Genomic DNA, 20,905 nt, shown 5'->3' on the forward strand with positions numbered 1-20,905 from the left:
ACGGGGCGGGGCGGATGACCCTTTTTGCTTTTTCGTTTGTCATACATAGAGACAGGCCCTGCGGCCTGCTTCGCCCCGGGTTGTCCGGGACATCCATCTCTCTCCTTATGTCATGACCCCCTTCTTTCCAAGCTTCGCGGGCAGCAGCGTCCTATCCCGACTGCTGGCCGCCGTCCTGGGCGGCTACCTGCTGGCCAGTGCCCTGGCCGTATTCCTTGCCACAGTCTTGCCTGCATCGCGTGCCGAGGCCGTGCTCACTGGCATGCTGTGGAGTTTTGCGCTGCACGTGCTGGCCGTGATCTGGGCCTTCTCGCCGGTGTCGCCCGGCCGCGTCTGGCTGGGCCTGCTGCTGCCGGCTGTCGTCATGGTAGCGGCATCGGCGTGGCTGGCAGGGGGAGGCTGAGCATGGACGAGCAGAAAAAAACCTCTGGCGCTGGGCAGGGCGGCTTTCGCCAGGCCCAGGCCTGGTTGCATACTTGGTGCGGTCTTTGGTTTTCCTGGCTGCTGTTCGCGGTGTTCCTGACGGGCGCGCTGGCAGTCTTTGCGGAGCCTATTTCGCACTGGATGACGCCCGAGCACCATGCCAAGGAGGCCGAACATGCGCAGGCGGCAGTCGCCGGCAAGCAAGGGGGCGACCTCGCGCAGCGGCTGGCATGGGGCTTGGCCTATATGGAAAAACACCATCCGGGGGCCGAGATGTGGGAGCTGTGGCCCTCGGATGCCCAGGGAGCCGGCGACCTGCGTGTGTACTGGTTCGATGAAAAGCACCAGTACGCCTCGGCCCAGCTGGATTCCGCTACCGGCCAGCCGCTGGGCAAGGACCCAGCTCATGGCGTTGTGCGCGCCACCCAGGGCGGCCACCATTTCGTGGATTTTCACTATCGGCTGCATGCGGGGCAGGCGGGACTCTGGGTGGTCGGCTTTGCCGGCGTGGCCATGCTGGTGGCGCTGCTCAGCGGCATCATCACGCACCGGCGTATCTTCAAGGACTTCTTCACCTTTCGTGCTCACAAAGGTCAGCGCAGCTGGCTGGATGCCCACAATGCGGTGGCCGTGCTGACGCTGCCGTTCCAGATCATGATTGCCTACACGGGGATTGCCATCTCCGGTTCGACCTTGATGCCGGCCGGCATTGCGGCCTACTTCGGTACGGGTAGCCAGGGGCTGCGCTCCTATGTGGTGGCACTCAACGAGTCGGACAGGCCTGAGCGTTCGGGCCGGGCCATGGCTGTTCCGGATCTGGAGCCGTTTGCCCGGCTCGGCCAGGAACTGATGGGCCAGCCTGTACGGGCCGTGGTCGTGGACAACCCCGGTGACGCTGCGGCACGCATCGGTGTCTATGGCTGGAACAGCGACGAGGAAATGCAGCAGCGCCTGAGCCCCACGACCGGCATGGTGATGTTCTCGGCGGCAACCGCAGAAGTGCTGAAGCTGCGCCAGCCTGGCGATGTGGACGGTGCTGGCGCCTCCATGACCAAGACGGTGATGGGCAGTTTGCATCAGGTGGAGTTCGGTGGACAGCCGCTCAAGTGGCTGTATTTCCTGTGCGGGCTGGCAGGCAGCGCCATGATGGCAACCGGGGCCATTCTGTTCGTGGTCAAGCGTCGTGGCAGGCATCTGGGCAGGCAGGCTGGCGAGTTCGGCAGCGCCACGGCGCGCGTGTACCGGCTCGTCGAAGGACTCAATGTGGCGGCCATCGCCGGTCTGAGTCTGGGCTGCATCGGCTATCTGTGGGCCAACCGCCTGGTTCCCGTCGGGCTGTCCCACAGAGCGAATTGGGAGCTGGCGGTGTTCTTCTGGCTCTGGAGTCTGGCGCTGCTGCATGCTCTGGTGCGTGCGCCCGCAGCGGCATGGCGGGAGCAGCTGGGCCTGCTGGCCGCTTTGTGCCTGCTGCTGCCGTTGCTGAACTGGATTACGGTCGGTGACAGTCTGCCGGCCCAGGTTTCTCGCGGTGACTGGGAGAGCGCGGGTGTGGAGCTGTGTTCCATGGCGCTGGGATTGCTTGCCGCCTGGGCCTGGGCTTGCCAGAGGCGCCGCGGCGCCGATGCAGCGCGGCGTGTTTCTGCCGTCAAGATGGAGGTGGGAGCATGAATGCCTTGCAAGCATCGGTGCTGGCTTTTGCACTGGCCCTTGCGGGCATGGTGGCGCTGGCTTTTGCCATGGAGCGCCATCATGAACAGCTCACGGGAGACATGGAGATTTCTCGGGCTCGATCGCGGCTGTTGCGCTGTGCGGGAGTATTGCTGCTGGCGGTTGCCGTCATGCCCTGTCTGCGCGCCTGGGGCTTCTCCGTGGGATTCGTGGCCTGGCTGGGCTGGCTGTCGATAGGAGCGCTGCTCGCCGTTGCCCTGATCAGCGCCGCCGCCCGTGGGGCCGCTGCCGCTGGTTGCATTTTTTCAGTGGTGGCTCTGGCTTGGGTCTTTAGCGTGTGACGGGATCTGGCGGAGCATCATCGCCAGTTGCGGTCGGCACAGACCGTGGTACAGGTGTCTGCCGGGGCGCTTTACGCTGGACGTGTGCATGTCGTTCTGACTTCTCGCGCAGCCAGGAATGGTCGCAGATGAGGGCCATCTGAATGTCGAGCGGATGAGTTGGCCGGCGGCTTTCGATTTTGCAGTCTGGCGCAAGGCAAGTCATGGAGTAGGGTCTGGCATTGCGCAACGCCTCAGATGCAAAAAAAGGGATGCGATTCGCACCCCTTCCTTCTTAAATGAGGCCGGGAGATCTGAATTCCTGGCCGGCCTGTATTGATGCCCGGTTGCGGGCTGATGATTACTTGGCGGCTGCGCGTGCTGCTTCCGCCTTGGCCTTGGCCTCGTCCAGCTTCTTTTGCAGAGCGGCGGCTTCCGCTTCAGCCTTCTTGGCCTCTTCTTCCTTGGCCTTCTTGGCTTCTGCTTCCTTGTCGCCGCCACCCATGGCGCCTGCAATGGCATTGCCAGCCATGGTGCCGGCCACGGCACCAACGGCGGCGCCCGCCATGGTGCCCATCATGCCGGATCCACGAGCTGCAGGAGCCGCTGCTGCAGCGGGAGCGGCCGCAGGAGTTGCCGCTGCGGCGGGGGCTGCGGGTGTGGCAGGTGCAGCAGCCTTGGGTGCGGCGGCGGCAGGAGCCACGGGTGCGGGCTGAGCGGGCGCCTTGCTGCCGATGCTGGCAGGGCGGACAGACTTGCTGCTGCCCATGCGCTTGGCCTGAGCCAGGGAAGGCACGGTCAGCGATGCGATGGCGATGGCAATCACGGAGGCAGCAGCACGGTACGAAGTCTTCACGAAATGGTTTCCAGTCATGGTTGTCATAGATGGCTGCCTGCTTCTCAAGGATGCAGGCAACCAGCATGCCTTGCGACGCCTGTCGCATCAGGTTTGCTTGCTATGGTATTTAAAGTCAATGGGTGGATTTTCAAGGTGCTGAACTGAAACTGTCCGTAAAAGGACAGGGCTCAGACCCTGGCGGCCGGATGTTGTGTGATGTATGAGGCCGCACGCTATTGTAGGAACAGTCTGCATGCGCAAAAGTTCCAGCAGTCTTCAATGCAGGGAAATAGTCATGAAGTGCCCCGCAGCGGCTGAAGCGTAAGCGGGGCATGCTATCGAATCAGAGAGAAATTGCTTTAGCGCTTTTGGTGCAGCTGCACCCAGTCCAGAAAGCGTGTCATGTACTTGACGAGGAAGTCATGGCTGCCCTGGCCGATCCTGCCGTCGGCGTCGAGCAGCGTGTCGGACCAGCGCACAAAGCCCTCGGGCTGGGGCAGGGTGGGCATGTCCAGCGACACCAGCACATTGCGCAGGTGCTGCTGGGCCATGGCCGTGGCAGCCGCGCCGGGCGAGCTGCCGATCACGGCGGCCGGCAGTCCTGCCCAGACGGATTGGCCATAGGGACGGCTCAGGCCATCGAGCACGTTCTTGAGCGATGCGGGGATGGAGCGGTTGTATTCGGGCGTCACAAACAGAACGCCGTTGCAGCCGCGAATCAGGGGTTTGAGCTCGTCGAAGGGCTTGAAATCGGGGGTGTTATCGAAGTCGCGGTTGTAGACCGGCAGGCGGCTGATATCGATGAATTCGAAATCGGCCTTGTCCTGCATGAGTGCGGCCAGGCCCTGGCCGAGCTGGCGGTTGATGGACTGCTTGCTGAGACTGCCCACGATGACGGCGATTCTGAGTTGGCCCATGCTCTGACCTTTCGACTGGGTTGAGGGAGATGCATGGCACTGTAGCAAAGCTGCCGGGGATTGCTGCGCCGCAGTGGGCGCAAAAAAGCCGCGGCCCCAAGATGACGGGACAGCGGCTTATGGGCGCGTGTGCTTGTTGCTGCCTATCGGAGCACTTCCAGCAGGCGATCCAGGCCGCCCTCGTTGATGGCAACCTTGGCCTCGTTGCGCACGCGCGGCTTGGCGTGGAAGGCCACGGACAGGCCGGCCGCCTGCATCATGGGAATGTCGTTGCTGCCATCGCCCACGGCAATGCACTGGCTGGCATCGATGCCGATCAGCGAGGCCACTTCAAGCAAGGTACGTCGCTTTTCAGCGCCGTCGCAGATATCGCCCCAGGCCTGCTCGATCAGGCCACCGGTCAGTGCACCGTCCTTGATCTCCAGCACATTGGCGCGCACAAAGTCGATATCCAGCAGGCCGCGCACATGCTCGGCAAAGTAGGTAAAGCCGCCGGAGACCAGCAGCACCTTCAGGCCGGCGGCCTTGGCGGCCTTGATCAGGGTTTCAGCGCCCGGCGAGAGTTTCAGGCGTTCGGCCAGAACGCGGGCCATGTCGGCTTCGGTCACTCCGACCAGCTTTCCTACGCGCTGGCGCAGGCTGTCCTTGAAGTCGGTGATTTCGCCGCGCATGGTGGCTTCGGTAATCGCCGCCACTTCGGCTTTCTTGCCCGTGGCGTCGGCGATCTCGTCGATGCATTCGATGGTGATCAGCGTCGAGTCCATATCAAAGGCGATGAGCTTGTAGTCCGCCAGCTTCTGGGGGGCGGTAAAGCCGCGGATCATCAGGCCGGGAGCGAATTCGGTGGCGTCGGTCATTGCGAGTCGTGCGAATGAGGAGGTAGCAAAAAGGGGAATGGCGGAGATCGGGTCTGCGCCATTCCTCAAGATGGCCGCCATTATCCGCTGTTGTGGCGGGCTTCGGCTTGCCATTCACCCAGGAGTCTGCCCCCTGGTGCTGCACGAGACGGCATCTACTGCGGCTGAATGCCTGCGGCCTTGACCAGTTCGGCATGCAGCCTGATGTCCTGGGCCACGGTCTGCCTGAGCTGCTCTGGCGTCGATGGCGCGACTTCCATGCCGTTTTCACCCAGTTTGGTCTTGATATCGCTGTCCAGTGCAACGCGCACGGCGCGGTTGAGCTTGTCGATCACGGGCTGAGGCGTCTTGGCCGGGGCGAACAGACCGACCCAGGCCGAGAGGTTGAGATCGGTAAAACCGCCTTCCGCCATGGTGGGAGTGTTGGGCAGCATGGCCGCGCGCCTGGGCGCCATCAGCGCAAGGGCATGCAGCTTGCCGGCCTGGATATGGGGCAGGGCTTCGGGCAGCACGGCAAACAACATGTCCACATTGCCCGCCAGCGTATCGTTGACGGCTGGCGCACCGCCTTTGTAGGGCACGTGCAGCATCTTGGCCTGGGTGCGCGTCTCGAACATCAACGCTGCCAGGTGCTGGGGGCTGCCGTCGCCGGATGAGGCAAAGGTCAGCTTGCCCGGGGCGGCCTTGGCTGCCGCCACCACGGCAGCCACACTGGGGAACTTCTGCCTGTCCTTGACCACCAGCACCATGGGTTGGTTCACCAGCTTGCTGATGGGCGCGAAGTCGGCCTCGGGGTCATAGGGCAGGGATTTGAAAATGCTCCTGTTGGTGGTCAGGAATGAGGCTGGAGAGACCATCAGCGTATAGCCGTCCGGTGCAGAGCGTGCCACGGCCGGCGTGCCGATCTGGCCCGAGGCGCCGGCGCGGTTGTCCACCACAAAAGGCTGCTTGAGTTCGCTGGCCAGCTTTTGCCCCACGACTCGGGCAATCATGTCGGCGCTGCCTCCTGCGGGCAGGGCGACTATGACCTTGACCGCGCGCTCGGGATAGGCGTCCTGTGCCTGGGCCGTGGCGGCAAAGCCCGCCACCAGCGCGCAGGCCAGTGCGGGGCGGGCCATGGCATGAACGGCATGGTGAATTCTGCTGTGAGCGGTATTGCGGACGGGTTGGAGCAGCATGCGATCCCTCTCTTTCTCAAGATATGCACCGGCTTGGTGATTGCCGCGGTGCGATAGCCCGATGATGAGCAAGCCTTGTGCCAAATGCCTTGGCGTCTTGCCGGATGGGAAAGATGCGGTTTGCGCAGTGGCCGGGAAAGTGGCAGAGCTGAAGTGGCAGAGCTGATGCGCCTCGACGGCCTCAGCTTTCAGGATTGCCAGGCGGCTGCAGATATATGGCATCGGACCAGGTGGCCACCCAGTGCGGGCGAAACACCACGAATACTGCGGTCAGCATGCCGGTGGTCACGCCGTCGCTCCAGGCCATGAGCCAGCGGGCCATGCGCGAGAGCTCGTCGTTGACATTGGGCAGCACATGCCCCGCCCATTGGCCGAGCAGGGATGCGATGAACACGCACACAACCGTGCCCAGGAAGCCGCGCAAGAAAATAAAGACAAAGATGTTGTGCCAGCACCAGCGGCGCACTGCAGCTCCCCAGAGCATGGCCAGCGTGGCCGGCACCAGCCCCTGCCAGACCGCCAGGCCCAGAGCGTCCTGCAGTCCGAGTGCGGGAGCCAATGCAAAGGCAATAGCGCTTGTCGCAATCAGTACGGGCACTGCAAGTGGCCAGCCGATCAGAAGCAGCACCAGCGGTGCACCAGACCAGTGCAGCTGCAAGGGCATTTTGTGCAGCGCAGGCAGTGCCCAGATCCAGGGCAGCAGCACCAGAATGGCCAGCAGCGGTGTGATCAGCGGCGACAGCACCGGGTCATGCATGCCGCCGGGACCGGCCCGGCTGCCCAGCATGCGCCAGGGGCGGCAGAGCAGGGCCAGCAGCAGGGCCAGCAGGGTAATGGCGGCTTCAAGAAACATGGCGGCTCGGAAAATCAGGTTCCATCGCCATCTTGCACTGTCTGCATCGGCCGGGGCTCAATAGCCCTGCTGGCTTTGTCAGCAGCCCCGTTATCAGGCATGAACGGCAGCTTCGTTCTTGAGCGGCTGGCCCAGGCTGCGCAGTACATCGCGCACCATCTGGGCACGGTCCTTGGGGTTCTCCAGCTCTTTTTCGATGCGCAGCTTCTCATTGCCCGCCAGCTTGATGTGCTTGTTCTTCTGGATCAGGTGAATGATGCTCATGGGATCGATGGGCGGCTGAGGCTTGAAGCTGATGTTGATCACGCCGGGTGCAGCATCGACCTTGACCACGCCATAGGGCTGGCTCAGCACGCGCAGGCGGTGCACGTCGATCAGGGTCTGCGCCTGGGGCGGCAACTTGCCGAAGCGGTCCACGATTTCCTCGAGCAGGGTATCGATCTGATCGGCGGTCTTGGCCGTGGCCAGCTTCTTGTAGAACGACAGGCGCAGATGCACATCGCCGCAGTAGTCGTTGGGCAGCAGGGCCGGAGCGTGAAGATTGATATCGGTGGAGGCCGACAGCGGCGAGAGCAGATCGGGTTCCTTGCCTGCCTTGAGGCTGCGCACGGCTTCGGACAGCATCTCGTTATAGAGCTGAAAGCCCACTTCCATCATATTGCCGCTCTGGTTTTCACCCAGCACCTCGCCGGCGCCACGGATTTCCAGGTCATGCATGGCCAGATAGAAGCCCGAGCCCAACTCCTCCATCTGCTGGATGGCCTCCAGCCGCTGCTGGGCCTGCTTGGTCAGGCTGTCCAGGTCCGGCACCATCAGATAGGCATAGGCCTGATGGTGGCTGCGTCCCACACGGCCGCGCAACTGGTGCAGCTGTGCCAGGCCGAACTTGTCGGCGCGGCTGATGAGAATGGTGTTGGCCGATGGCACGTCGATACCGGTTTCGATGATGGTCGAGCACAGCAATATGTTGTAGCGCTGGGCCACGAAGTCGCGCATCACGCGCTCCAGCTCGCGCTCGGGCATCTGGCCGTGGGCCACGGCGATGCGGGCCTCGGGCAGGATTTCTTCCAGCTTTTGCTTGCGGTTCTCTATGGTCTCGACCTCGTTGTGCAGGAAGTAGATCTGTCCTCCGCGCTTGAGCTCGCGCAGCACAGCTTCGCGAATCACGCCCGTGCCTTCGTTGCGCACAAAGGTCTTGATGGCCAGACGCCGCTGCGGCGCCGTGGCAATCACCGACAGATCGCGCAGCCCCTCCAGGGCCATACCCATGGTGCGCGGAATCGGGGTGGCCGTCAGTGTCAGCACATCGACCTCGGCACGCATGGCCTTCATGGCCTCCTTGTGGCGCACGCCAAAGCGGTGTTCCTCGTCGATGATGAGCAGGCCCAGGTTCTTGAACTGTGTGGATTCGGACAGCAGCTTGTGCGTGCCGACCACGATATCGACCGTACCGTCCGAGATGCCCTCGATGGCGGCCGTGATTTCCTTGCCCGAGCGAAAGCGCGACACCTCGGCCACCTTGATCGGCCATTTGGAGAAGCGGTCCACCAGGGTCTGGTAATGCTGCTCGGCCAGCAGCGTGGTGGGGGCCAGGAAGGCGACCTGCTTGCCGCCCATGGCTGCCACAAAGGCCGCGCGCAGCGCGACCTCGGTCTTGCCGAAGCCCACATCGCCACAGACCAGGCGGTCCATGGGCTGGGGGCTGATCATGTCCTGCACCACGGCGTGGATGGCAGCGCGCTGGTCGGCCGTTTCCTCGAAGCCGAAGTCGGCCACAAACTGCTCGTAGTCGGCCGTGGGGAAGCGGAAGGCATGGCCCTGGCGCGCAGCGCGGCGGGCGTAGATATTGAGCAGCTCGGCCGCCGAGTCGCGCACCTGCTCGGCGGCCTTGCGCTTGGCTTTTTCCCATTGCGTGCCGCCCAGCTTGTGCAATGGCGCATCGTCGGGCGAGACGCCGGTGTAGCGGCTGATCAGATGCAACTGGCTGACGGGGACATAGAGCACGGCGTCGGCCGCATATTCCAGATGCAGAAACTCCTGCAGTGCGGGCGTGCCGTCAGGGTTCTTCTGGCCCATGTCCATGTTGATCAGCCCGCGATAGCGGCCTATGCCATGGTCGGAGTGAACAATGGGGTCGCCTACCTTGAGCTCGGACAAGTCCTTGATCAAGGCCTCCACGTCGCTGACCTGCTCCTGGCGTCGACGACGCCGGCCCGTGGGGCTGCTGGCAAACAGCTCGGTTTCGGTAACGAAGTCCAGGCCTTCCTCGACCCAGGCAAAGCCCGTCATCAGGCTGGAGGTGGCAATGCCGACCTTTTCCGTGGCATCGGCCTGGAACTCGGCCAGAGAATCGAACACGGGCGGGTTGACGCCCGAGGCGCGGAAAAAGTCCAGCAGGCTCTCTCGCCTGCCATCGGATTCGGCCAGAAGCAAGACCCTGCTTGCACCAGCTGCTATATGTTTTTGCAGCTTGGCCAGCGGGTCATCGGCTCCGCGCAGCACGGAAAGGTCTTCGAGCTTCTGGAAGATGGCGCTGTCGGCCACATCTTCGGTGCCCGGGCGCAAGGCCAGCTGGGCATGCTCCTTGCTGCGGGTATAGAACTGGTCGGCGCTGAGAAACAGGGTCTCGGGCGGCAGCGCCGGGTGGTCGGGGTCGCCTTGCACCAGACGGTAGCGGTCCTTGGTGTCCTGCCAGAAGCGCTGGAAGGCCGGCTCCAGATCGCCATGCAACACCACGGTGGCCTCGTCGCCCAGATAGTCGAAGACGGTGGCCGTCTCGTCAAAGAACAGCGGCAGGTAGTACTCGATGCCGGCCGTGGCAATACCGGCACCCATGTCCTTGTAGATGCGGCTGCGCGTGGGGTCGCCCTCGAGCAGCTCGCGCCAGCGGCTGCGGAACTTGGCGCGCGCCTCATCGTCCATCGGGAACTCGCGGCCTGGCAGCAGGCGCACCTCGGGCACAGGGTAGAGGCTGCGCTGTGTGTCGGGGTCGAAGGTGCGGATGGAGTCGATCTCGTCGTCGAACAGGTCCACGCGATAGGGCTGGAGCGAGCCCATGGGGAACAGGTCGATCAGGCCGCCGCGCACCGCGTATTCGCCATGACTGACCACCTGGGACACATGCTGGTAGCCCGCCAGCGTGAGCTGGGCCTTGAGCTTGGCCTCGTCCAGCTTCTGGCCTTGCTTGAATTCAAAGGTATAGCCGGCCAGAAACGAGGGCGGAGCCAGGCGATAGAGGGCCGTGGTGGCGGGCACGATGACCACATCGGCGCCATGCTGCTTGTCGCGCTGGTTGATGCGCCACAGCGTGGCAAGGCGTTCGCTGATCAGATCCTGGTGCGGCGAGAAGCTGTCGTAGGGCAGGGTTTCCCAGTCGGGGAACAATGCGCAGCGCAGCTCGGGGGCGAAGAAGGCCATCTCTTCCATGAGCCGGTGGGCGTCGGCTGCATCGGCCGTGACGATGGCCGTGACCCGGCCGTCCTGCTTTTCGCGCTCGCCCAGCCTGGCCAGCAGCAGCGCGTCGGCGCTGCCGACAGGGCGGGGCAGGTGAAAGCGTTTACCGGGAGTGAGCTTGGGCAGTTGCATGGTTTTTCACAGACGAACGCAGGCAGCGGCGCACAGAAGCGGGCTGGATGCAAAAAAAACGGGGACAGATTGAATGCGGGCGAGTCCGGCCATCAAAGGCAGGGCTCACAGCCCAATCAGCGCGGAGCTGATGGTTGGCGGCGCATTCACTCAAAATGGGGACACCTCAAGGCGATGCAAGCCGAAAGCAGGTCTTCGATGGGTCTCAGGGGCTTTCGGACGAAATGGTGATTTTAAAATACTGTGCATGACAGATCGGTTTTTCTCGCCTGAGTCCATGACGGACGACAAGGCAAACGCTGCGGCGGCTTCATCGCCCGCATCTGCGCCCCGCTGCTGGGGGCTGATTCCCTGCGCGGGCGTCGGTCTGCGTGCCATTGCCGCAGACTCTCCTGCCCCCGAGTTGCCCAAGCAATACCAGAACGTTGCGGGGCAGCCCATGGTCATGCACACGCTGGCCGCCATGTTGGCCGTGGAGCGCATGCACCGTGTGCTGCTGGTGGTCTCTGCTGCCGATGGCTTCTGGCAGGAGCGCGACACGGACGCCCGGCTCAGCATTGCTGCCTGTGGAGGAGCCACCCGTGCCGAGACAGTGGGCAACGGCCTGCAGGAGTTGCTGCGCATGGGAGCCAGCGGCGAGGACTGGGTGCTGGTGCATGACGCGGCGCGCTGTCTGGTCGCATCGGCGCAGGTCAATGCCTTGATCGATGCCTGCCTGCCGGATGCGGTGGGGGGGCTGCTGGCGCTGAAGCTGCCCGATACGCTCAAGCAGCAGGCCGCCGGCGTGGGCCCGGCGCGTGTGGCGCAGACGGTGGAGCGCAGCGACAAATGGCTGGCTCAGACGCCGCAGATGTTCCGCATCGCAGCCTTGCTGGCTGCGCTGCAGGCGGCGGGAGCCGCCGTGACCGATGAAGCCAGCGCCATGGAACTGGCCGGCCACTCCCCCAGACTGGTGCCGGGCGGTGCGCAGAACTTCAAGGTGACCTACCCCGACGACTTTTCGCTGGCCGAGGCCGTGCTGCTGCAGCGCAAGGCGCGTGGCTAGACGGATCGCCACCGACTGGGCATATGCACACAAGAATGCACGACTGGCATTGCTATCGGCAGAATGCCGTGCCTGACCCGGTTCGGTGCAGGTGGTATTTAATTTGATAGCTGCTTGCGCTTATTGGGCAAAGGTTTGACAAGGATTTATATGAATTTTCGTATTGGTGAAGGCTGGGATGTCCATGCCCTGGTTCCAGGGCGCAAGCTGATTCTCGGCGGTGTCGAAGTGCCTCACAGCCTGGGCTTGCTCGGTCATTCGGATGCCGACGTGCTGCTGCATGCAATCACCGATGCCTTGTTCGGTGCTTCGGCGCTGGGCGATATCGGTCGCCATTTCTCGGACACCGACGCGCAGTTCAAGGGGGCGGACTCCGCCGTGCTGCTGGCCGAGGCTGCCAGGCGCGTGCGCGCCAAGGGCTTCGAGATCGGCAATATCGACAGCACCATCGTGGCCCAGGCGCCCAAGCTGGCACCCCATATCGAGAAGATGCGCGAGCGCATTGCCCAGGTGCTGGAGCTGGATGTGGAGCAGGTCAACGTCAAGGCCAAGACGGCCGAGAAGCTCGGGCCTGTGGGTCAGCAGCAGGCCATGGAGGCCCGTGCAGTGGCCTTGCTGGTGCGGGCTGGCTGACCCCGCTTGACGCAATGGCCGCGGCGAAAGCCGGTCATGAATCGCCGTAGAGGGCTTGCACTTCGGCTCCGGTCAGGGTCGGGGTGTCATTGGCCAGTGCGTAATAGTCGGGCTTCTCGTCGATATAGATCTGCTGTGCCAGTGTCAGTCCCTGGGCGTCCTGAAACAGCCCGGCAGACAGAAAATGCTCGTTGCTTGCCAGCAGGCGGTAGAAGAGGTGGGTGCCGCAGTTGCTGCAGAAGGCACGCTCGGCCCAGGGCGAGGAGGCATAGCGCATGACGGGGCCGCTGGTCTGCACCGCCGTGCCGCCATGCAGGGTGAAGGCAGGGCCTTCTCCCCAGCGCCGGCACATGCTGCAGTGGCAGACATGAACTTCGTGGGTATCGGGTGCGGTGACGAGAACGGCTTTGCACAGGCATCGGGCTTGCATGGTGAATTCTGCGGCAGATGGTTGAAAGGCGATGCCGATTGTGCAATCAGGTGGGCAGATTCAGTCTTGCCCTATCTCATCGTCTTTCTTGTCGCGCGGCAGATTGCGCTTGACCTGGGGGCGCTGCAGGCGCTGCTCGGGTGCCGCACCGGCTGTCACGCCCATGGCACGCTGCAACTGCAGATGGGCGACCAGGCCGCCCGTCGATGAATTGGACAGGGCAAACATGCCGCCCATGCGCTGAACCGTCTTGTCCACGATGGATAGACCCAGGCCTGCGCCTGCTGCTGCCGTGCGTGCCGTGTCGCCGCGGAAGAAGGGCTGGGTCAGATTGGCCAGTTGCTCGGCCGGCACGCCCTTGCCATGGTCGCGGATGCGGATGACCACCCATTTCTCGCTTTCCTTGGCAACCACATCCACCTCGGTCGTGTCGGTGGATGGGGTCTTGCCATAGCGGCGTGCATTCTCGAAGAGGTTGGAGATCACGCGGGCCAGCTCCACCTCATCGGCCATGACATAGAGGTCTTCGGGCACGTTCATGGTGATCTGCAGCTCACGGTGGTCCTGCACGGCATAGACGCAGGAGGCAACCACGGCGTGCAGGTCCACGGGGCTGAGCATGACGCGATGATCGGGGCGGGCGTAATCCAGGAATTTGTCGATGGTGGCGTCCAGCTGCACGATGTCGGCCACCATATGCTCGCGCGCCACATCGTCATAGACGCTCATCTCGGTTTCCAGGCGCAGCCGCGCCAGCGGCGTACGCAGGTCGTGGGAGATGCCGGCCAGCATCACGGCGCGGTCCTGCTCCAGCTTGGCCAGCTTCTGCGCCATGCGGTTGAAGCCGATATTGACTTCGCGGATTTCGCTGGTCACGGCCTCCTCGTCAAGCTGGCTGGCGTCGAAGTCCCCCTCCCGCACTCGATTGGCCGCGTAAGACAGCTGTTTGAGCGGCCGGTTGATCAGGCGGGCGATGGCCGCCGCGCCGATGAGCGAGAGCAGGGCGGCCGTGATCAGCCAGATCAGCCAGGTCTGGCCGCTGGCAGGAGTGAAGCGCGACTGATCCATCAGCATCCAGTTGCGGTCGCCGTTGATGGTGAAGCCCACCCACAGGCCGGGCTCCCCGTTGACGCTGCGCGCCACCACGGTGCCGTAGCCCAGGCGAGTGGTCAGCTCTTCGGTCAGCTTCTGGCCCAGGGCGTTCTGCTCCAGCAGCTCGAAGGAGTCGCCGGGCTCGCGGGGCAGAATGCGCACGCCTTCCTGGTCGGCCATGGTCTTGATCAGGGAGACGCGATTGATCGCATCCGAATGCTCGAGGGCTGCGCGGCTCAGGTTGACCAACGAGGCCACTTGCTTGGCAGTCTGCAGCGTGCGCGGCTCGAAATCCAGTGCCCGCAGTGTCTGCAGCCAGGCCAGAATGCTGCCCACCAGCAGCAGGGCCAGCAGGCAGAAGGTGCGCCAGAACAGGTTCAGCCCCACAGGTGAGCGAGCGGTGCTGCGCCGCTCGTACTCCAGAGGTACGGGGCTGGTGGCGTCGGGCGGCGGATGGTGAAAGGCGCTCATGAACAGCAATGCGGAAATAACTGGACCCGAGGGTACGCCCAATATGGGCGACTCGGGTTACGGTTTGTCCAAAAAGTGTCTATCTACTGGTGGTTGTTGAAAGAGCTTGACTTATGGGTCTTATGGGCCTGCACCCAAGCGCAACAAGCCGCGCAGCGGGCGGCTTGTTGCAATGGAGGCAGGCAGAATCAGTTCATGCCATCGGGTACGAACACATAGCCCACGCCCCAGACGGTCTGGATATAGCGCGGTGCGGCAGCGTCCTCCTCGATCAGCTTGCGCAGGCGGGAGACCTGCACGTCCAGGCTGCGGTCGAAGGGCTCGAACTCGCGGCCGCGGGCCAGCAGGGCCAGCTTTTCACGTGACAGAGGCTGGCGCGGGTGGCGCACAAGGGCCTTGAGCATGGCGAATTCGCCGGTGGTGAGTGGCAACTCTTCGCCATTCTTTTGCAGCACGCGGGTGCCCAGGTCGAAGGTGAACGGGCCAAAGGTCACCACCTCGTTGTCGCCCGAAGGAGCTCCCGGCGCTTCCTGAGGAGGGCGGCGGCGCAGCACGGCATGGATGCGGGCCAGCAGTTCGCGGGGGTTGAAGGGCTTGCCCAGATAGTCGTCGGCACCCACTTCCAGGCCCACGATGCGGTCCACATCCTCGCCCTTGGCGGTCAGCATGATGATGGGGGTGCGGTCATTGGCCGAGCGCAGGCGGCGGCAGATGGACAGGCCATCCTCGCCGGGCATCATCAGGTCCAGCACGATCAGGTCGACAGTCTCGCGCAGCAGGATGCGGTTGAGAGCCTTGCCGTCCTCGGCAATCATGATCTCGAAGCCTTCCTGCGTCAGATAGCGGCGCAGCAGGTCGCGGATGCGTGCATCGTCATCCACCACGAGGATCTTGTCAGTACGGTTGTTCGTCGTTGCCATGATCATCCTTGTCGATTTATTTGTAACTGGCCCATTGTTATCGCTGGATCCAAAAAATCCAGCAAAACAAGGTCAAGTCTTGCTACTTGTTACGATTGTTGCGTTTGTAAATAGAACAATAAATGTTTCATGAGGAACTTTTTTCAAGAATCTTGCACTATTGTTTCAGTGTTTGTTCTGTTGGTGTGTTGAATGTGGCGTATTCGTACATAAAGTCACACTCTGGGCTGACATGCTGCGCTGCAGCGACTTTGCGCAATGGTGAAATGCATGTGTATCTGCATGGCCTGATTTACTTACAAGGGTGAACCGCATGAATCAATTTTCCAAGTCTTCCTCTTCCTCTCGCGCCGCGGCTGCCGCACTTGCGCTGGCTGCGGCCTGCGCTGGTGGCAATGTATGGGCTCAGGGCGCCGCGCGTGACATGCAAAGACCTGCCAACGTGGTGCAGTTGTCGGCTCAGGGAACCGTGGAGGTCAAGCAGGACTGGATGACGGCGACGCTGTCTGCCAGCAAGGATGGTCGCGATGCGGCGTCCGTTCAGTCCCAGCTGCAAAAGATCGTGGAGTCCGCCATGGCCACGCTGCGTAACGACGCGCAAGGTCGGCAGATGGAGTTGAGCACCGGTAATTTCTCCATCTCGCCGCGTTATGGCAACAACGGCAAGATCGAAGGCTGGCAGGGCCAGGCCGAGATCGTGCTGCAGGGGCGTGACTTCGTACGCATTACCCAGGCTGCGGCCAAGGTGCAGGACATGACGCTGGCCAGCATGAGTTTCGGCCTCTCGCGCGAAGCGCGGGAAAAGGTGGAGGGCGAAGCCCAGGCCAAGGCGATCGAGAACTTCCGCCAGCGTGCCGCGGCCATCTCCAAGAGCTTTGGCTTTGCAGGCTACAGCCTGCGCGAGGTCAATGTGAGCAGCAGCGGCGGTGGCGGGCATCCCATGCCGCGCCCACGCATGATGAGCATGGCCAAGGCCAGCTATGCCGATGCCGCGCCCGTGCCGGTGGAGGCGGACCGTGCCGAGGTGACGGTCACCGTTGGCGGCTCGATTCAGATGCAGTGATCGGATTCGTGCGGCATATATAAAAAAAGGAGCAGCTTGCGCTTCTCCTTTTTGATTTTCATCATGATTTGATGCTGAATATGTCTTCTGGAGAGCGCTAGATGCTATCTAATTGATAGACGCATTCGCTGGAGCCGAGCGGCTTTTATTGTGCGGCCCAGCCGCCGTCCATATTCCATGCCACGCCGCGCACATTGTTGGCAGCGGCCGAACAGAAGAAGACGGCCAGCTCGCCCAGCTCTTCGGGCGTGGTGAACTGCATCGAAGGCTCTTTTTCACCCAGCAACTGTCTGGTGGCGTCTTCATTGCTGATGCCTTGGGCGGCAGCCTTCGCATCCACCTGCTTTTGTACCAGTGGCGTCAGTACCCAGCCGGGGCAGATGGCGTTGCAGGTCACGCCGGTGGTGGCGTTTTCCAGTGCCGTCACCTTGGTCAGGCCGACGATGCCGTGCTTGGCGGCGACATAGGCCGATTTTTCGGCCGAGCCGACCAGGCCGTGCACCGAGGCCACATTGATGATGCGGCCCCAGTTGGCCTGCTGCATGGCTGGCAGGGCCAGGCGCGTGGTGTGGAAGGCGCTGCTCAGGTTGATGGCGAGGATGGCATCCCACTTCTCCACGGGGAAGTCCTGCACCCTGGCCACATGCTGAATGCCGGCGTTGTTGACCAGGATGTCGACGCGGCCGAATTCGGCAGCGGCGTATTTCATCATGGCTTCAATGTCGGTGGTCTTGCTCATGTCCGCACCGTGGTAGCCGACTTCGATACCGGCTGTCTTGCCGGCATCCAGTACCTGGGCGCGTGGTGCTTCGACGTCGCCAAAGCCGTTGAGCACGATATTGGCACCCTGGCGTGCCAGAGCGATTGCGATACCTAGGCCGATTCCGCTGGTCGATCCCGTCACGAGAGCGGTTTTGCCTTTCAACATGGACATACAAGGTCTCCGAATGAATTACGATGCGACGACAGCCATTATCGGCCCCGGTCTTGAAAACGCGTTCTCCATGAATCAACCTACGCTGAATTACGTATCGTGTCCCGGAGCCTCTGCAACCGCTCCCACCTGGGCCAGCGCTCAGCGCCGCCAGCAGGTCGAGGCTCAGCCCGAGGGAACGCACCGAATGGCGTACTGGGAATGGAACCATACCGGCAACCCAAGACATCCTCATGTCATCGTCTGCGTGCACGGCCTCTCACGCCAGGGACGAGACTTTGATGTGCTGGCAACCAAGCTCAGCCGCTTTGCCCGCGTGATCTGCCCCGATGTAGTGGGGCGCGGCGAAAGCGACTGGCTGGCCGACCCCATGGGTTATCAGCTACCGCTGTATGCGGCCGATATGCTGGCGCTGCTGGCCCAGCTGCATGCTCAGGCGCCGATTGAAACCCTGGACTGGGTGGGTACCAGCATGGGGGGCTTGATCGGGATGGGTGTCGTGGGGCAGCCCGGTCTGCCGCTGCCGGTGCCTGTGAGGCGGCTGGTGCTCAACGACGTAGGGCCGGCGATTGAATGGGAGTCGCTGGAACGAATCGGCTCCTATGTCGGCAAAGGCTTGCAGTTTCCCAACTTTGAGAGCGCTGCCGCCGCCATGCGCTTGATTTCCGAGGGATTCGGCCCACATAGCGATGAGCAGTGGAACCGGCTCTCGAAAGCCATGATCAAGCCTGATCCCCAAGGGGGGGTGGTGCTGCATTACGACCCTCGTATTGCAGTGCCCATGGCCCAGATGACGCGCGAGACTGCCCAAGCGGGAGAGGCCTTGCTCTGGCAGCTCTACGACCAGATCAAGGCACAGGTCTTGCTTATCAGAGGAGCCGAGTCCGATCTGCTTTCGAGCCGTACCGCCAGGGCCATGACCGAGCGTGGCCCCAGGGCGCATTGCACGGAACTGGAAGGCGTGGGACATGCTCCAACACTGGTGGTGCCGGGGCAAGTGGCGTTGATACAAAAGTTTTTACAAGGGGATAAGGGTCTGCCTGCGAGCATCAGTCTTGCGCAGCAGGCCCAAGAGGAAGCTGCATGAAGACCAGCGATACCGTAACCACAGTCTCTGACGCCGCACCCAAGCTCACGGAGCCTACGCCGCATCTGATTACCGCCACATCCGAGGTTTTGCCCGATCAAGTCAATGCGCTGGCGCGCGCCCGTGCCTTTGCAGAACCGCTGATTGCCGGCGAAGTCATGGAGACCGGTGAAAACACCCTGACCCACGCCGACGCAGTTGCCGCCATCCTCAAGAAAATCGGTGGCTCGGAAACCATGCAGGCGGCCATTTATCTGGTGCACGCCAGCGTGCACCTGAACAAGCCGCAGGAAGTGATTGCCAAGGCGTTTGGCGACAATTTTGCGACCCTGGCGGTCGAAACCATCAAGCTCATCCGGGTGCAGCAGCAGGCGAGAGACGCCGAGCTGAGCAGCCAGCATGTCGATGGCGTGGCCACGCAGACCGAGAACGTGCGCAAGATGCTGCTGGGCTTCTCGCGCGATCTTCGCGTGGTACTGCTGCGCCTGGCGTCGCGGCTGCAGACGCTGCGCTACTACGCGGCCGAGAAGAGCCCGGTTTCGCCCAGCATCGCGCGTGAAGCGCTCTATGTCTTTGCGCCGCTGGCCAACCGTCTGGGAATCTGGCAGATCAAATGGGAGCTGGAAGATCTGGCTTTCCGTTTTCTGGAGCCCGATACCTATCGCCAGATTGCGCGCCTGCTCGACGAAAAGCGGGTCGAACGCGAGGCCTATATGGAGCAGATGCGCGCGCGCCTCGAGGCCGACTTGCGCGCCCACAGCATCAGCGCCTCGGTTCAGGGGCGACCCAAGCATATCTACAGCATCGTCAAGAAGATGCGCGGCAAGTCGCTGAGCTTTGACCAGCTGTTCGATATTCGTGCCATGCGCGTCATCGTGCCTACGGTCAAGGACTGCTATGCAGCCCTTTCCTGGGTGCATGAGCAGTTCACGCCGCTGGAAAAGGAGTTCGACGACTACATCGCCAAACCCAAGCCCAACGGCTATCAGTCCCTGCACACGGTGGTGCGCGATGAAACCGGCCGCACCATAGAGATCCAGATCCGTACCCAGGCCATGCACGACCATGCAGAACATGGCGTGGCCGCACACTGGGCCTACAAGGAGGCCGGCACCAAGGGCTATGCGGGCGTGTCGGCGTCCAGCGAGTATGACGCCAAGATTGCCGTGCTGCGCCAGTTGCTGGCCTGGGGCAGCGACCTGACGGGCTCGGCCCAGCGTGGTCTGTTTGAAGATCGCATCTATGTGCTGACTCCCGATGCTGCCGTGATCGAGTTGCCGCAAGGGGCCACGCCGGTGGACTTTGCCTACTCGGTGCACACCAGCCTCGGCCATCGTTGCCGTGGCGCGCGCGTGGATGGAGCCATGGTGCCGCTGAACACAGCCCTGGAAAGCGGCCAGACGGTAGAAATCAACACGGCCAAGGAAGACCGGCCCTCACGTGACTGGCTCAATGCCGAGCTGGGTTATCTGGTCAGCAACCGTGCCAAGGCCAAGGTGCGCGCCTGGTTCAATGCCCAGGCCACGCATGAAACCGTCTCGCGGGGGCGCGAGGCCGTTGAAAAGCTGCTGCAGCGCGAGGGCAAGACAGCGATCAAGCTTGAAGAGCTGGCTGCACAGCTGGGCTTCAAGTCTGCCGATGCACTGTTTGAAGTCGTGGGCAAGGACGAGTATTCACTGCGCAATATCGAAGTCGTGCTGCGTCCCAGTGAAGAAACGCCAGAGGAAGACGCATTCACTCCGGTGCGCAAGGCGCGTGGCCATGACTCGTCGCGAGGTGGAGTGCTGGTGGTGGGCGTCGATTCGCTCATGACTCAGTTGGCCAAATGCTGCAAGCCGGCTCCTCCGGATGAGATCGGCGGCTTTGTGACTCGTGGCAAGGGCGTGAGCGTGCACCGCTGCGATTGCTCCAATTTCCGCGAGATGATGGCCAAGAGCCCCGAACGTGTCATCGAGGTCGACTGGGGCACTCCCAAGCATGTGGACAAGGGCGGACCGGTTTACCCTGTGGACGTTGCGGTGGAGGCGGCCGACCGCCAAGGCTTGCTGCGCGATATCTCGGACGTGTTTGCACGCGAGAAGACCAATGTCATCGGGGTGCAGACCCAGTCCGTCAAGGGGACGGCGTGGATGACGTTCACGGTGGAGGTGGCAGATTCGGGTCGCCTCAACAAGGTGCTAGGCATCGTCGCCAGTGTGTCCGGCGTTCGCTCGGCCAGAAGGCGCTGATGTAAGTCCCGATTGCGCCTGACAGGGCTCGATGACAAGAAAATGTTAGCTCTCAAAAAATGAGTGAAAAACCCGTGCTACAATTGCTTCATCGAACAGAACAACAGGCGCGTAGCTCAGCTGGTTAGAGCACCACCTTGACATGGTGGGGGTCGTTGGTTCGAGTCCAATCGCGCCTACCAAATGTGCAGACGAAACCAGAGTTTGCAACAAAAATGCCCGCTGAAAAGCGGGCATTTTTGTTTTGTTGGTATGAAGCCGTTCGAGGAGAACGGCATTCAAACAGACATTTTTTCGCAACTGTCGGTTGATTTCTGCCTGTGTCCGGATCACGCATCCCGATCACCGTCCAGAGCGCAGTAG

Annotated in this window: 18 protein-coding genes and 1 tRNA gene; 9 read left to right on the top strand and 10 right to left on the bottom strand. The window is 62.5% G+C overall.

Annotated elements, in window-relative coordinates; translation table 11 throughout:
* Positions 1 to 112 precede the first annotated feature (112 nt).
* The 3 genes from NOX35_RS11170 to NOX35_RS11180 are packed head-to-tail and all read left to right on the top strand — an operon-like array spanning position 113 to position 2,432.
* Entirely contained in the window at positions 113 to 403 is a 291-nt protein-coding gene (locus tag NOX35_RS11170; RefSeq protein ID WP_256496636.1) for a DUF3649 domain-containing protein, read from the top strand.
* Positions 404 to 405: 2 nt separating this feature from the next.
* Positions 406 to 2,091, top strand: a complete 1,686-nt coding sequence (locus NOX35_RS11175) for a PepSY domain-containing protein (protein ID WP_256496637.1) — start codon at positions 406 to 408, stop codon at positions 2,089 to 2,091.
* Positions 2,088 to 2,432, top strand: a complete 345-nt coding sequence (locus NOX35_RS11180; protein WP_256496638.1) for a DUF3325 domain-containing protein — start codon at positions 2,088 to 2,090, stop codon at positions 2,430 to 2,432. The genes NOX35_RS11175 and NOX35_RS11180 overlap by 4 nt, the downstream gene beginning before the upstream one ends.
* 340 nt (positions 2,433 to 2,772) lie before the next feature.
* Here NOX35_RS11180 and NOX35_RS11185 read toward each other — a convergent pair whose 3' ends face one another.
* The 6 genes from NOX35_RS11185 to mfd form a co-directional block, all read right to left on the bottom strand.
* On the bottom strand, positions 2,773 to 3,294 hold the full coding sequence (locus NOX35_RS11185) for an ABC transporter substrate-binding protein (RefSeq protein ID WP_256496639.1): 522 nt from the start codon (positions 3,292 to 3,294) through the stop codon (positions 2,773 to 2,775).
* 314 nt (positions 3,295 to 3,608) lie between these two features.
* The gene (locus NOX35_RS11190) at positions 3,609 to 4,166 is read right to left on the bottom strand and encodes an NADPH-dependent FMN reductase (RefSeq protein WP_256496640.1); all 558 of its coding nucleotides are present in this window, start codon (positions 4,164 to 4,166) and stop codon (positions 3,609 to 3,611) included.
* A gap of 143 nt (positions 4,167 to 4,309) precedes the next feature.
* The gene (serB, locus tag NOX35_RS11195; protein WP_256496641.1) at positions 4,310 to 5,023 is read right to left on the bottom strand and encodes a phosphoserine phosphatase SerB; all 714 of its coding nucleotides are present in this window, start codon (positions 5,021 to 5,023) and stop codon (positions 4,310 to 4,312) included.
* A gap of 155 nt (positions 5,024 to 5,178) precedes the next feature.
* On the bottom strand, positions 5,179 to 6,201 hold the full coding sequence (locus NOX35_RS11200) for a tripartite tricarboxylate transporter substrate binding protein (RefSeq protein ID WP_256496642.1): 1,023 nt from the start codon (positions 6,199 to 6,201) through the stop codon (positions 5,179 to 5,181).
* Positions 6,202 to 6,382: 181 nt separating this feature from the next.
* Positions 6,383 to 7,054, bottom strand: a complete 672-nt coding sequence (locus tag NOX35_RS11205; RefSeq protein WP_256496643.1) for a hypothetical protein — start codon at positions 7,052 to 7,054, stop codon at positions 6,383 to 6,385.
* A 93-nt stretch (positions 7,055 to 7,147) separates the two neighbouring features.
* Positions 7,148 to 10,639 (bottom strand): transcription-repair coupling factor, encoded by a 3,492-nt coding sequence (gene mfd / locus NOX35_RS11210; protein ID WP_256496644.1) that lies wholly within the window; start codon positions 10,637 to 10,639, stop codon positions 7,148 to 7,150.
* Between the two features lie 247 nt (positions 10,640 to 10,886).
* On the opposite strand from mfd, the gene ispD reads away from it, so the two are divergent.
* Together ispD and ispF are read left to right on the top strand one after the other, a co-directional pair.
* Complete coding sequence (ispD, locus tag NOX35_RS11215; protein ID WP_371878531.1) at positions 10,887 to 11,684, top strand: 2-C-methyl-D-erythritol 4-phosphate cytidylyltransferase; 798 nt, start codon at positions 10,887 to 10,889, stop codon at positions 11,682 to 11,684.
* A 150-nt stretch (positions 11,685 to 11,834) separates the two neighbouring features.
* On the top strand, positions 11,835 to 12,317 hold the full coding sequence (ispF, locus tag NOX35_RS11220; RefSeq protein WP_256496645.1) for a 2-C-methyl-D-erythritol 2,4-cyclodiphosphate synthase: 483 nt from the start codon (positions 11,835 to 11,837) through the stop codon (positions 12,315 to 12,317).
* 34 nt (positions 12,318 to 12,351) lie between these two features.
* On the opposite strand, the gene NOX35_RS11225 is transcribed toward ispF, so the two are convergent.
* The 3 genes from NOX35_RS11225 to ompR form a co-directional block, all read right to left on the bottom strand.
* Positions 12,352 to 12,747, bottom strand: a complete 396-nt coding sequence (locus tag NOX35_RS11225) for a GFA family protein (protein WP_256496646.1) — start codon at positions 12,745 to 12,747, stop codon at positions 12,352 to 12,354.
* A 60-nt stretch (positions 12,748 to 12,807) separates the two neighbouring features.
* Complete coding sequence (locus NOX35_RS11230) at positions 12,808 to 14,310, bottom strand: sensor histidine kinase (RefSeq protein WP_182286730.1); 1,503 nt, start codon at positions 14,308 to 14,310, stop codon at positions 12,808 to 12,810.
* A 188-nt stretch (positions 14,311 to 14,498) separates the two neighbouring features.
* On the bottom strand, positions 14,499 to 15,230 hold the full coding sequence (ompR, locus tag NOX35_RS11235; RefSeq protein WP_003055820.1) for a two-component system response regulator OmpR: 732 nt from the start codon (positions 15,228 to 15,230) through the stop codon (positions 14,499 to 14,501).
* A 313-nt stretch (positions 15,231 to 15,543) separates the two neighbouring features.
* Between ompR and NOX35_RS11240 the strand changes: the two genes are divergently transcribed.
* Entirely contained in the window at positions 15,544 to 16,293 is a 750-nt protein-coding gene (locus NOX35_RS11240; RefSeq protein WP_182286731.1) for an SIMPL domain-containing protein, read from the top strand.
* A 145-nt stretch (positions 16,294 to 16,438) separates the two neighbouring features.
* Here NOX35_RS11240 and NOX35_RS11245 read toward each other — a convergent pair whose 3' ends face one another.
* Positions 16,439 to 17,221 (bottom strand): 3-hydroxybutyrate dehydrogenase, encoded by a 783-nt coding sequence (locus NOX35_RS11245; RefSeq protein ID WP_182287174.1) that lies wholly within the window; start codon positions 17,219 to 17,221, stop codon positions 16,439 to 16,441.
* A gap of 76 nt (positions 17,222 to 17,297) precedes the next feature.
* Here NOX35_RS11245 and NOX35_RS11250 point away from each other — a divergent pair, with 76 nt between their 5' ends.
* From NOX35_RS11250 to NOX35_RS11260, 3 genes are all read left to right on the top strand, one after another.
* Positions 17,298 to 18,314, top strand: a complete 1,017-nt coding sequence (locus NOX35_RS11250; RefSeq protein ID WP_256496648.1) for an alpha/beta fold hydrolase — start codon at positions 17,298 to 17,300, stop codon at positions 18,312 to 18,314.
* Positions 18,311 to 20,542, top strand: a complete 2,232-nt coding sequence (locus NOX35_RS11255; RefSeq protein WP_003070275.1) for a bifunctional (p)ppGpp synthetase/guanosine-3',5'-bis(diphosphate) 3'-pyrophosphohydrolase — start codon at positions 18,311 to 18,313, stop codon at positions 20,540 to 20,542. Before NOX35_RS11250 ends, NOX35_RS11255 begins: the two co-directional genes overlap by 4 nt.
* Before the next feature lie 105 nt (positions 20,543 to 20,647).
* Positions 20,648 to 20,724: transfer RNA gene (locus NOX35_RS11260), tRNA-Val, on the top strand.
* Positions 20,725 to 20,905 lie beyond the last annotated feature (181 nt).

Source organism: Comamonas sp. C11, assembly GCF_024496285.1.
In the GTDB taxonomy this organism is placed as follows: domain Bacteria; phylum Pseudomonadota; class Gammaproteobacteria; order Burkholderiales; family Burkholderiaceae_C; genus Comamonas; species Comamonas testosteroni_F.